The following is a 12,853-nucleotide window of genomic DNA, read 5'->3' on the forward strand; positions in this document are numbered from 1 at the left end:
AGCGGCGGGGAAACCCGCCGCTTTTTTATTGAGGTCTTGCTCAGCTTTTAGCTGAACTTTGGGTCCAGCGAACCATCACGATAACGCTTTGCCATGTCTGACAGCGGGATCGGACGAATAGACTGGGCGTGGCCGGCAGTGCCGAATTGTTCGAAGCGATCCTTGCAGAGCTTGGTCATCGCAGCCATTGCAGGCTTGAGATACTTACGTGGATCGAACTCGCTCGGATCTTCTTGCAACACGCGACGGATCTGACCTGTCAGCGCCATGCGGTTATCGGTGTCGATATTGATCTTGCGCACGCCATGCTTGATACCGCGCTGGATTTCTTCAACAGGCACACCCCAGGTTGGCTTCATCTTGCCGCCATACTTGTTGATGATTTCCTGCAAATCTTCCGGCACCGAAGACGAACCATGCATAACAAGATGCGTATTTGGCAGCTTGCGATGGATTTCCTCGATCACGTTCATGGCAAGCACGGAACCATCAGGCTTGCGGCTGAACTTGTAAGCGCCATGCGAGGTGCCCATAGCTATTGCCAGTGCATCGACCTTTGTTTCACGCACAAATTTCACGGCTTCATCGGGGTCAGTCAGAAGCTGGTCATGAGAAAGCTGACCTTCTGCGCCGTGACCGTCTTCAGCTTCACCCATGCCAGTTTCGAGCGAACCCAAAACGCCAAGCTCACCTTCGACGGAAATGCCGCCAAGATGTGACATTTCGCTGACCTGACGGGTGACGGAGACGTTATAATCCCAGTCAGCGGGCGTCTTGCCATCAGCCTTAAGCGAGCCGTCCATCATGACGGAGGTAAAGCCAGCCTGAATGGCGGTCATGCAAGTGGCAGCCTCGTTGCCATGATCGAGATGCACGCAAACCGGAATATGCGGATAGATTTCCGTGACCGCATCCATCATGTGGCGTAGCATGATATCGTTGGCATAGGAACGCGCACCGCGCGAAGCTTGCAGGATAACCGGCGAATTGGTTGCATCCGCCGCTTCCATAATGGCGAGCGCCTGTTCCATGTTGTTGATGTTGAAAGCCGGAACGCCATAGCTGTGTTCAGCAGCGTGGTCGAGCAATTGACGGAGCGTAATACGTGCCATCTGAGTTTCCTCCTAGTTAATTGCGCGAACGCGCGTAATATTCGCCGAGCACATCGACTTCCTCGGCAACACCGAACACCAGCGCGCTGCGCTCGTGATAGGTTTGGGGAATAATGTCGAGGATCGGCGTGGAACCGTTGGTCGCTTTGCCACCAGCCTGCTGGCTGAGGAAAGCAATAGGATTGGCTTCATAAACGAGGCGTAAGCGGCCTTTTTCGTAGCCCGAACGCGCATCGTCTACGTAGAAGAAGATGCCGCCGCGCTGCATGATGCGATGCATGTCGCCCACAGCAGCGCCCAGCCAGCGCATGTTGAAATTGCGCCCGCGCGGACCGTCCTCACCGTTGTAGCAATCATCGACGTAGGCCTTCATGCCAACCGACAGATGACGATATACGGATGCGTTATAGGCGAGATCTGACGTGCGCTCAGGAAGTGTCACATTCTCACGTGTGATCTGGAAAATACCGCTGACAGGATCAAGCGTTGCGAAAATCACGCCTTCCCCAACCGAAAGCGCAAGATCAATCGAATTGCCGAACGAAACATACCCTGCTGCCAGCTGGCGATTGCCGGGCTGAAGGAACGGCTCTGCCGTATCGGCTGGGAAAATCGAGAAAATAGTGCCGAGCGGTGCGCCAAGGCCGACATTGCCTGAGCCATCAAGCGGATCGATTGCAACAGCAACCAGACCATCCGCTTTACCCGGAACAGGAAGCTCTGCTTCTTCAGACAAAACCGATGCGGCACCGGCTGCAATCAGCAGCTCAACAAAGAGATTGTGCGAGCCGACATCGATACTCTTCTGCTGGTCGGAATCGCTATTAACGCCAACCAACTTACCCGGATTACCCGGCAGCGAACCGCGCGCGATGCGTCCGGCGAGACGACCTGATCCAGCCAGAATTGCCTTGATCACATTGCTTGTTGCTAGACGCAAGTGATCTTTGCCTGCCCATGTATCAAGATATTCGCCAACAGATTGCAGATTGATAACATCTGTATCGCCAGCCAAAACGAGCGGCGCGTAATTACCTACCATTGTCATTCGCCCTGCTCCCGAAGAAGCTGCATTTGTGGCATGCAGACTGCACGCTGGGTTTTGTTAAAGGCGGGGGAAGCTGAACTCATTTACTGGCAATCTCCATGCAGATGTCTTTAAGACACGCCCTTATTGGGCTGAGACATGCCGGACGTAACACCGTTTTGAGATCATAACAATAATCCCAATAACATTATAACGATTGAAATGTGATATCGTGTTTTAAAATCATGTTAATTACGGATATGCGGCGTCATTTTCCCAAGCCAAAGACACATTGAGACGCAAAACGAGTCACCAAATTATTGAATGACCCACATTTTATGGAAAAACAGGAGAATTATAACATCTCAGTGTGCGAAGATTCCAAGCACGTTTAGAAGCCGAGAGAATTTCAAACCATTGCGCTGAAAAATAGTCCGCTTTGGTTTTGTATATTTGTTGCGGCGCTGTAAACACCGGCTTGAAGCAAAGATGTGCCCTATTCCGGCTTTTTCTTATCGGGATTGTAGGTCACGAAGAAACGAAATGACGCCCATAGGCCAAGTGCGCCAAATAACATGGCCCAACCAACACTGCCCATGAAAACTTCAAATGCTGCCCAAGCGAGACAGCTACCGGCGATTAAAATCCGTGTCCATAAGGGGCGAAAGCGCGGGTCATCAAACTCAAACATCTTTTAGCCTTGCTATGCTTAACGTTGTTACATCATGCATAGATGATTTGAGACTAAGATTAAACCACTTCGATCACGTCAGAAAATAATCAATCGAAAATTTGGCATGAACTGTACACTCAAAAGGGTAAAATATGGCGTATAGCCAAATGTTTTGAGAAACTATTTTCTTGTTAGTATAATCGTAGGCGATCATGATTGGTGTTATGGATCAATCATATTATATAAATATCGCAATAGCAGTGCTTCCATTTATTTTTTGGACTGCAATACTGTTTGCTCTTTATTCGCCGATTGGAGTGTTATCGGAACAAACCCCACCAATCTCCGATAATACAGATACTGTGGACGACACTTATAAAGATAATTTCGTGATTATACCCTACGGCTTGATATTCCCGATACATTATAGATCCAATTCTGGCGTACAGAATTACGGATGACAATTTAGGTTATCTATCTAGAAAATACATAATCGCAAAATTACGAGAAAAATAAACAGAGGGAAGATTTCTCCCCTCTGTTATTCTTAAATAAGTTTATTTTAGCGAGAATTGATCGTCCAGAAATCCTGCCAATCCTGAAGCTTTGAATAGTCGCTTTCAGCGGTCTCTGAATGTGGAGCATAGAGCTTAGTCCATGACTTTCACGATACCAACGAGGAACTATTGAAGGCTTTGTCAAAGGGACGCATAGACCTTGCCTATAACGTGCCCTTGTCTGATGTCAGTAAATGGCAGCACGATGCCGCGAAGTTTGCGGTGATAATACCGCAGGATTACGTGGTCGCTTTGCCTTGAACTGCGCTCATTCCAGAACGAAGCAACCATGCAAATATCGCCGAACAAGCGATCACATTTCTCCTATCCCCTGACGGACAGACAATACTTCAACAGTCTGGTTTAGTAGCAGATGCCAGTCGTTTGGATATAACATCACTGCAACCCGTCGAACTCGGGCCAGAGCTTTTAGTCTATCTAGATGGACTTGAGCTTAGCCGCTTTCTTGATACATGGTTCCAGCTAAACGCCCACGAATGACCAACACAAACGACACCGACAAAACACGGTTTCCGTAACTATCTAAAAAGGCCAAAGACATTTAATCCTTGGCCTTTTTTATCACTTAAATAAGCCCTTCTTCCTTAAGAGCTTTCTGTACAGCAGGGCGAGCCATAACACGTTCACGAAGAGCAAGCGCCTTAGGATACGCTGAAAGATCGACTTTCATCAAAAGGCCCCAGCCAATAACAACGGCTGCATAAGCATCCGCTTGCGTGAACTCCGAACCAAGCCAATATGGATGGCCTTCACCAAGCATAGCTTCAAACTGGCTCATACGGCGATTGATTGACCCTACTACAGAAGCCTTGGCCTCATCAGAAAGGTTTGGCGCAAACAGACCACCAAAAGCAACGTGCAGATCGCCACAGAAACCGAGTGCTTCCTGTAAGCGAGCGCGCTCAATAGTGCCATAAGCGGGTTTGAATGCCGCTACATCGGAATGATCTCCGATATATTGCAGGATCGCTGAATTTTGGGTGATGACTTTACCCGGCTCAACTTCGATAGCTGGGACTGCACCGCGCGGATTAATCTTCAAATAATCTGCACCACTTGCAGTCTTCTTTTCCTTCAAATCAACTGTTTCAAGATCGTAGGTAAAACCTGCTTCGCTCAAAACGATATGAGGGGCGAGAGAACAAGCTCCCGGCTTATAGTAAAGCTTCATGATAGCCTCCGTTGCAATTTGGTTCGAACGGTTCTTATCACTTTTAAATAAAAGAAAAATATTGATTACAATCACAAAGTTGGGAGGTATTTTTACCTATCGGGAACACCAACAAAGATCATTATTCTAATTCAAAAGCGGGGCAGCGCCCTTTGCAGCAAAAGCTAGGCTGTGTTTACCAGCAAGCCGCATAAGATCGTGGTGGTGATTGTTTCTGCTGCCTTCACATAATCGGCTTCGACGAGCTTATCAACATCAAGCGCATCACGGGAGAGAGCTACAAACTCGACATAAAATTGCGTTGCAGACCAGAGCAAAATGAACAAGTGCCTCGCATCGACGGGCATGATTTTACCCGATGCTGCCGATGCGTCGATGACGCTCTCCTTTTCAACCGTGACCCTGCGCATATGTTCACGCGTATCTCTTGAAAGGTGTTCAGCCCCCTGTAAAATCTCATTGGTAAACAGACGCGTTTCGGCTGCATTTTCATATGCATGAGTAAGCTTGGCGCAAACATAGGCTTCGATGGCTTCTGCTGATTCACGGTCAGCTGAAATGTGCGCAAATGTATCATCCCAACTATGAATCAGCCGGTCGATTGCTGCGTTGTAAATCTCTTATTTCGAGGAGAATTAATAATAGACATTTCCTTTTGGCAGTCCCGAAGCCTAGCAATTTCAACGATGCGCACGCCATCAAGCCCCTTTCGAGAAAATATCTCAACAGCGGCAGTCGATCTCTTGAGGATGTTGCGCGCTCTGATCGTTTCATCAGAAACCACCTGACCTTCAGGTTCCACTTCCGCCGATCTGCTATGCTATGCCATTAGTTATCCCATTGTTTCAAAGTGTTTTTCTAAGATTAATCATCCCAGTCAGACACGCGCGCGCATCCACTGGTCTAGTCATACAACAGTAAGAGATCAATGGAATCGAGTGACCAATAAAAAAGAAGCTGACAAAACGGTCAGGTTCTTAAAATTGGCTGGCCACGCAACCTTGGGGAGCGTGCGGTTAAAAACTGCAATGGAGGAGTTTCTGTCAGATTGGCATAGCGATCTGCGCGAGCCATGGCGCGCACTTCTCGGCAATGTTGCCCTTGATTTTGATGGGATTGCGCCTGAACTTGAAATGGAAATATGGGAGCCGATTTTTCCGGTTCGCCGCGGCAAACACTTTCCGGGAATGCCGGTCGGTACGCATTGCCTACGCGCTTTTGATGGCATTTCGCCTGATGATGTTCGCTGCGTTGTTCTTGATCTGGATCCATATCCCGAACCGGGCTTTGCAACCGGTCGCGCCTTCGAAGCGGGCAACCTGCGCTGCGTGTTGCGCGATCATCCGGCATTTGCGGACAATGTTCTGTCCCGTCCCAATCCATTCATCCTCTGCAACAATTTTCTTAAGGAGATGGGCTCGCCGTCTCAAAGAACGCGGCGTCACTGTTATTCTAATCCTGCATAAAATCCGGGAAGTGCTGGCAATCGCAGATACGGTCACGGTTCTTCGTGGCGGCAGGCTGGTTGACGGACCGTTGCCGTGTGGCTCAATTGATGCCGACAAGCTCGCAGAGCTGATCATTGGTGCAAATGCGGCTAAAAATCTTAATGCCGACGACAAGGCAGCATTGACCGGCAGCACGATTGTTACCCATGCGTACGAAAAATGAGAATGCAATTGCGGGAAAAACTGCACCCATACTGCGCATGAAAAAGGTATCTACCCGCTCCGATCCTGAAGGGCCAGCGCTTGATCAGGTTGATCTCGAAATTCGTCCCGGTAAAATCATCGGCGTTGCGGGGATGGAAGGCAACGGACAGCGCGCACTTGTTCGCGCAATCGCTGCAATAGCAGATGTCGTTGATGGTACAATTGCATTAGACAACAAAGAGCTGACCGACGCGCCGCTTGCAGCACGACGGGCAGCCGGACTTCGTATCATTCCTTTTGAACGCAATGTCGAAGGTTTGAACCTGACGAGTCCGCTTTGGGGAAACTGGGCTGCACGCAATCTGCTTCAGATGCCGCTTTTGTCGACTATAAATCCGGCTGCCATCCGCAAACAATGTGATGCCGCTCTTAAACAGTGGGATGTGCGTTATTCGGAAGTCGGACAGCGAGCCGGTTCACTGTCGGGCGGTAACGCGCAAAAAGTAATCCTCTCGCGTGAAATGGACGAGGATGCGCATCTCATTCTTGCTGCACAACCGACCCTTGGTTTGGATATTGGAGCAACTTCCTTTGTGTGGGATTCGATGCGCAAAGCTCGGGTGCGCAGACATGGCGCATCGGGCTTGCGAGTTTTCTGCTCAGCGGTGCGCTTGCCGGTCTTACCGGAACAATTGAATTCATGGGGCCAAATGGCCGTATCACCGGCGGTTTCCTGCCGGGACATGGTTTTACGGCAATTTTGATTGCACTCGTTGCTAATTTCTCCGTGGTTGGAACAGCATTTGTTGCGCTGTTTTTCGGTGGACTTGCCTCTGCAGCTTTGTATCTGCCGATTATGGCGGGTCTTCCGTCATCAGCTATCGACATTATCAATGCCGCAATCGCTCTCTTTATCACTGCAAAATCCAGCGTCGTTGACCGGATCGCAAAACTCGGAGGACGGATATGGAAGACTTCGTAATTGCTATCCTGCGCTCAGGTACGCCGCTGATTTATGTCACACTCGCAGGGGTGATCGCGCAGCGAACCGGTATCTGGCATCTCGGTCTTGAGGGCCTGATGATTGTCGGTGCCTGCGCAACCATTGTCGGTATTGTGTTCACACAATCGATCTGGTCAGCGCTTCTGATTGCGATTAGCGTCTATGTTGTCGGCTCAATCCTGTTCTGGTTTGTTGTCGAAAAACTCAAAGCCAATCAGATCATTGCGGGTCTCGGGCTAACCGGTTTGGGCCTTGGTGGCACAGCGCTTGCCGTTCAATCCATTTTTGGCGCGCAAGCCGGAGTCAGCGCACCTTTCGGTCAGCCGCGCATCGGCCCGGCATTCGGCGCCCATGGCTCTCTTTAGATCCTCGTGCTTCTCATGCCGTTTGTCGTGTTTGCCATGTGGGTTGTCTTACGACGCACACGTTTTGGCTTGCGTTTAACTGCAGCAGGCGAACATCCGTTTGCAGCGCGTAGCATCGGCATAAACCCTGCCTTGATGCGTCTTGTGGCGCTAATGGTTGGCGGTGTTTTGTGTGCATTGGCCGGTGGGGAACTTGCAGCCGGTAGTCTTCAGATTTTCACGCAGAACATGACCGCTGGTCGGGGCTTTATGGGCTTTGCTGCCGTTATCTTCGGTGCTGGTCACCCTATTGGCGCAAGTCTCGCCGCGGTGTTCTTTGCTGTGGTGGGTGCACTCGGCATCGGGGCACAACTGGCTTTTGGCGACCGTGTTCCACACGATCTGCTGCTCGCCTTACCCTATATCGCAACGGTTATTGGCATCTGGATTAGCACGCAATTGCGTGGCGGCACGAAAGCTGCCAACGGCTTTGGCGAGTTGCGCGATCAGTAATTGCGGGAAGACCTGTCATGCCGATCATAAATCAGACGATCATCAGAAATGCCACCATTCTGACCATGTGCGCGCAGCACGGAAGTCGTCCGATAAATGGCGATATTCTGATTGAAAATGGTCGGATTTCAGCCATTGGCAACGATTTTGCGGCATTGCCCGATGCGGTTATGATTGATGGAAAAGACCGGCTTGTTATGCCCGGTCTCATCAACGCGCACACCCACTCAAGCGAGACATTCTTCCGTGGCCGATATGAAGGCATGCCGCTCGAAATCTGGTTGCTTTATGCCTATCCGCTGCTGATGGGGCCGACCATTGATCAGAGTCTGCTTTATCTGCGCAGTATGTTTCTGGCGATGGAATCTTTGCGCAATGGTGTGATCACCTTGTGCGATGATTTTTTCGATCCGCCAGCCCATGATCTTTCCCGGCTTTCAACGGTGTTTAAAGCCTATAAGGATGCAAATATATGCACGAACTGGGGATACTCTCTCGCAACACAACAATTGCACATTCTGTGTGGGTCAGCGAGCAAGACATTGAGATGATGGGCGATGCGCGTTGTTCTGTTGCGCATAATGCTATTTCCAATCAGAAACTTGGTGCTGGCATTGCGCCCGTTCGTCAATTGATGGATGCAGGTGTCTCGATTGGTTTGGGAACCGACGGTGTTTCCTCAAACGATACTGCGCGCATTTTTAATGTGATGCGTGTGGACGGTCTGATCCACAGCGTATCTGTTCCCGATTCCGCTAAATGGATCAGGGCTGATGAAATACTGACCATGGCGACCATTGGCGGTGCGCGCAGTGCAATGCTGGAGAATGTCACCGGATCACTCGAAATTGGCAAGGCTGCCGATTTGCTGATCATCGATCTCTCAACGCTCAGCTTTACCCCGCTTAATGATGTAGCCAAGCACCTTGTCTATCCCGAGAACGGCTCGTCAATCGAGACGGTTATGGTTGCTGGAGAAATCGTCGTTGATAGGGGCGCTATGCGCACAATCGATGAAGCCGCTATCTAGCCGAAATCCGTGAGCTTGTTCACGCGCATCTGGCTGAACATGCGAAGCTTGAGCAACGTAACGCCGCGTTTCATTCTACCATGGCCGAAATTCACCGCCGCGCCACAGCAAAAGACATTGGTATGAGCCGGTATCTAAAAAACTAACCGGCTTCTATATCGTCAGAAGCCGGTTAGTTTATGTGGCTTGAACGGCTATTATTTTTGAGTTGAATTTACTCTTGCACTCTGCAAGTCCGCCAAATCCGCAGTAATAGCAGCAGCTTCGTTTTGCAGTACATCCTTGGCTTTAGCGCGTGCTTGTTCGATAGCAAGATCAGCACTCAGGCTTCGCTCATTTGCCTGCAATCCATCGTCGCTGGAAGATTCTATTTCAGCAGTATCTTGTCCACGAGACTTCAGACGGTCTGCTCTCGCCTTCATCTCATCACGACGCTCTGTTTCATTGAGCGATATAGATTTTTTTTCGCGATCCTGTTGTAAGGTATCGATATCTTGGACGAAACTCTGGAATTCAGGCTCGTTCTCGACACGTTTACTATGCAGCTGTTGCAGGGATGGAATCAATTTTTTCACATCGCCTGTGGGCTTATATTTTGCAGGCTTAATCTCGGTCCACGGCAGAGCGTTCTTAAAGCTCGATTCTCCGAAACTTTCCAAGTTATAAAGCCCTGGCAACTCAATATCGGGCGTCACACCGCGCAACTGGGTTGTACCGCCGTTAACCCGGAAAAACTGCGCAACCGTAAATTTCAGTTCGCCAAATTGTGGCTCAGGATTGTTCACAACTTCATCCAGATTAACAACCGTCTGGACAGTGCCCTTACCGAAACTCGGCTCGCCGATAACAACACCACGACCGTAATCCTGTATCGCAGCTGCAAAAATCTCGGAAGCGGAAGCAGATCCGCGATTAATTAGAACTCCGAGCGGCCCATCCCATGCTGGCACTGGGAGATCGTCACTTTCGACCTTCACTTCCCCTTTTGCATTGCGCTGCTGAACAACAGGCCCCTTGCCTATAAACAAACCAGTGAGGTCAATAGCTTCTGACAATGAGCCACCACCATTGTTGCGCAGATCGAACAATATGCCATCGACCTTCTCTTTTTTGAGTTCAGTGATAAGCTTCGCAACATCGCGGCTGGCACTGCGATAATCCTTGTCGCCCTTACGGCGCGCTTCAATATCCTCGTAGAACGCAGGAAGTGTAATCACGCCAATCTTACTGGTGTTATCGCCATCCTTTACGGACAGGATCGTCTGCTTGGCTGCCTGTTTATCAAGACTAATCTTATCACGCACAAGACTGACGATATGATGCGTCGCATCTGGTCCTGCATCTGCTGGTAGGATATCCAGCCTTACAACTGTACCTTTTGCACCGCGTATCAACTCCACCACTTCATCGAGGCGCATTCCAACAACTTCTTTGATCGGACCGTCTTTATCCTGCCCTACCCCGACAATTCTGTCGCCCACAGCCACCTTACCCGAAAGCTGTGCTGGGCCACCTGCTACAAGTTCACGAATAGTCGTGTAATCGTCTCTTTCCTGCAAAACAGCGCCAATACCGACCAGCGATAGCTTCATTGAAATATCGAACTCAGCGGAGGCCTTAGCCCCAAAATAATCCGTATGGGGATCAACTGAAGTTGTATAAGCGGCCATAAACGTCTGGAATACATCTTCTGGTTTCGACTTAAAGACACGCGCCAGTGAATTATCGTAGCGCTTTCCAAGCGTTTCACGAATGTCGGCGTCATTCTTGCCAGCTAACTTCAAGCGCAGCCAATCGTTCTTAACGCGCTTGCGCCAAAGGTCATCCCGCTCAGCAGAGGTCTTAGGCCACGGGCCTTTATCGCGGGCCAGAGGGTAGCTTTCCTTTACGGTGAAATCAAAATTATCCTTGAGCAAGTTGCGCGCATAAGTAATGCGATCAGTAATACGCTCCTGATAAATATTAAAAATTGCAAACGGTATGCTCAAATCCTGCTTCTGGATGGCATCATCGATTTTCTTGCTGCTCGTCATGAAGCTATCGATATCGGATTGCAAAAAGATAAGCCGTTCCGGGTCAAGCGAGTCGATAAATCGGTCCATAACCACCGCTGATAGCTTATCGTCGAGCGGGACTGGCTTGTAATGGAAGCGTGTCAGAAACTCTGAGGTCAATTGCGCGGCCTGCATTTGTTGCGGCAACGGTTCTAATGCTGCTGGCGGTCGAGCTTCTAAGGCATGTGAGCTAGAGCTAAGCGCCAGAAAGAGAAACAGAAAACCAGATATTAATCGTATCACTTTTGATCCATTTCTCTTCACAATGATAACTCAATCAACCAACTATTTGGGGCAACAACCACTTTTTGGCAACCGATCAACATTCACTTTTACGAATGTTTGATACGTCGGAACCGTCTGATCACAGACGCTATATTCTCTATAATCATTCGCACAAACAAAGATGCGTATTCTGAACCTTAGCATCTATGCAAGTCTGATTGACCTTAATTTTTCTTCATGTAACAAATTACTGGAACTGGTCATACAGCAGATTTTGGGCGCAAACATGTACGACTATTGTATTGTGGGAGGCGGCATCGTCGGTTTGGCGACCGCGCTGAAGATTGTTAAAAGCGAACCCGGTGCAAGCCTTCTTCTGCTAGAAAAAGAAAGCTCGCTCGCCGCGCACCAGACTGGGCATAATAGCGGGGTTATTCACGCCGGTATCTATTATAAACCCGGAAGCCTGAAAGCAGAGCTTTGTCGTTCAGGTGAACGCATGACAAAACAATTTTGCGATGAAAATAACATTCCCTATCGCACGCCCGGAAAATTAGTCGTCGCAACCAACCAGATGGAATTACAACGACTGGCAAATCTCGAAACGAATGCTGCTGCGAATGGTATAACATGTCGGCGTTTAACTCCAGCGGAGCTTATCGAACTCGAACCCCATGTTACCGGACTTGGCGCTTTGCTGGTTGAGCAAAGTGGGATTGTTGATTATCGCGCCGTATCAAGAGCCATGGGCGATATGATCAGGAATGCGGGCGGCACGATCACTTTCAATGTTGAGGTTGATCGTATCGAAGAGCTTAGCGATGCCGTCAGGATTCATACGAACAAGCAAGTATGGGAAAGTCGTTACGTTGTTGCTTGCGCTGGGCTTCAAGCCGACCGCCTCGCCCAGCGTTCGGGACAAGCCGTTGATTTTCGAATCGTGCCATTTCGCGGAGAATATTACGCATTAAAGCCCGAGCTGAGTAATCTGGTCGAACGCATGATTTATCCAGTGCCCGATCCGTCTATGCCGTTCCTTGGCATTCATTTAACCCCAATGATGGATGGCAGACTGACCGTAGGTCCAAATGCTGTGCTTGGCATGTCGCGTGAGGGTTACGCAAAGCTCTCAGTCAACCTTCATGACATGGCGACCTACGCGAAATTCCCGGGTTTCTGGAAGGTTATTTCAAACAATTTTGGCTCCGCAATTCAGGAGTTGAAAGACAGTCTCTTCAAATCCAGCTATCTGGAAAAATGTAGAAAATATTGCCCTTCACTTACAGCCGATGATTTGCTTCCTTATCGGGCAGGAATACGCGCTCAAGCCGTTTCAAACACCGGCGAACTCATCCACGATTTCAAGTTTATTCAGTCTAAGCGCGTTTTACATGTCTGCAACGCACCCTCACCGGCGGCGACATCAGCAATCCCAATTGGCGAGTTAATTTTTAAACGCTTACAGCAATAA

Annotated in this window: 11 protein-coding genes and 2 pseudogenes; 7 read left to right on the forward strand and 6 right to left on the reverse strand. The window is 49.4% G+C overall.

Going from position 1 to position 12,853, the window contains the following annotated elements; translation table 11 throughout:
* Nucleotides 1-47 precede the first annotated feature (47 nt).
* From fba to WH356_RS08575, 5 genes are all read right to left on the reverse strand, one after another.
* Nucleotides 48-1,112: a class II fructose-bisphosphate aldolase gene (fba, locus tag WH356_RS08555; RefSeq protein WP_310011208.1), complete on the reverse strand. Its 1,065-nt coding sequence runs from the start codon at nt 1,110-1,112 to the stop codon at nt 48-50.
* 16 nt (nt 1,113-1,128) lie between these two features.
* Nucleotides 1,129-2,160, reverse strand: coding sequence for a class 1 fructose-bisphosphatase (locus tag WH356_RS08560; RefSeq protein ID WP_339509831.1), 1,032 nt, complete (start codon nt 2,158-2,160; stop codon nt 1,129-1,131).
* A 475-nt stretch (nt 2,161-2,635) separates the two neighbouring features.
* Complete coding sequence (locus WH356_RS08565; protein ID WP_339509833.1) at nt 2,636-2,830, reverse strand: DUF3329 domain-containing protein; 195 nt, start codon at nt 2,828-2,830, stop codon at nt 2,636-2,638.
* A gap of 1,125 nt (nt 2,831-3,955) precedes the next feature.
* The gene (gst, locus tag WH356_RS08570) at nt 3,956-4,561 is read right to left on the reverse strand and encodes a glutathione transferase (protein WP_339509835.1); all 606 of its coding nucleotides are present in this window, start codon (nt 4,559-4,561) and stop codon (nt 3,956-3,958) included.
* Between the two features lie 164 nt (nt 4,562-4,725).
* A complete protein-coding gene (locus WH356_RS08575) occupies nt 4,726-5,178 on the reverse strand; it encodes a TetR family transcriptional regulator C-terminal domain-containing protein (RefSeq protein ID WP_339510327.1) in 453 nt (150 codons plus the stop codon).
* Between the two features lie 411 nt (nt 5,179-5,589).
* Between WH356_RS08575 and WH356_RS08580 the strand changes: the two genes are divergently transcribed.
* The 6 genes and pseudogenes from WH356_RS08580 to WH356_RS24035 all read left to right on the forward strand — a co-directional run bounded on the left by WH356_RS08580 (nt 5,590) and on the right by WH356_RS24035 (nt 9,249).
* Complete coding sequence (locus tag WH356_RS08580) at nt 5,590-6,027, forward strand: hypothetical protein (RefSeq protein WP_339509837.1); 438 nt, start codon at nt 5,590-5,592, stop codon at nt 6,025-6,027.
* Nucleotides 6,028-6,037: 10 nt separating this feature from the next.
* Nucleotides 6,038-6,232, forward strand: coding sequence for a hypothetical protein (locus WH356_RS08585; RefSeq protein ID WP_339509839.1), 195 nt, complete (start codon nt 6,038-6,040; stop codon nt 6,230-6,232).
* Nucleotides 6,216-6,977, forward strand: a complete 762-nt coding sequence (locus WH356_RS08590; protein WP_339509841.1) for an ATP-binding cassette domain-containing protein — start codon at nt 6,216-6,218, stop codon at nt 6,975-6,977. Before WH356_RS08585 ends, WH356_RS08590 begins: the two co-directional genes overlap by 17 nt.
* A complete protein-coding gene (locus WH356_RS08595) occupies nt 6,869-7,195 on the forward strand; it encodes a hypothetical protein (RefSeq protein WP_339510329.1) in 327 nt (108 codons plus the stop codon). The genes WH356_RS08590 and WH356_RS08595 overlap by 109 nt, the downstream gene beginning before the upstream one ends.
* A pseudogene (locus WH356_RS08600) lies at nt 7,180-8,073 on the forward strand (ABC transporter permease). The gene WH356_RS08595 and the pseudogene WH356_RS08600 overlap by 16 nt, the downstream one beginning before the upstream one ends.
* Nucleotides 8,074-8,099: 26 nt before the next feature.
* Nucleotides 8,100-9,249 (forward strand): annotated as a pseudogene (locus WH356_RS24035) (amidohydrolase family protein).
* Between the two features lie 51 nt (nt 9,250-9,300).
* Here WH356_RS24035 and WH356_RS08615 read toward each other — a convergent pair.
* Nucleotides 9,301-11,397 (reverse strand): carboxy terminal-processing peptidase, encoded by a 2,097-nt coding sequence (locus WH356_RS08615; protein ID WP_339510331.1) that lies wholly within the window; start codon nt 11,395-11,397, stop codon nt 9,301-9,303.
* Nucleotides 11,398-11,563: 166 nt separating this feature from the next.
* Here WH356_RS08615 and lhgO point away from each other — a divergent pair, with 166 nt between their 5' ends.
* On the forward strand, nt 11,564-12,853 hold the full coding sequence (lhgO, locus tag WH356_RS08620) for an L-2-hydroxyglutarate oxidase (protein ID WP_339509847.1): 1,290 nt from the start codon (nt 11,564-11,566) through the stop codon (nt 12,851-12,853).

It is taken from the genome of Ochrobactrum sp. MYb379 (genome assembly GCF_037479515.1).
Lineage (GTDB): Bacteria > Pseudomonadota > Alphaproteobacteria > Rhizobiales > Rhizobiaceae > Brucella.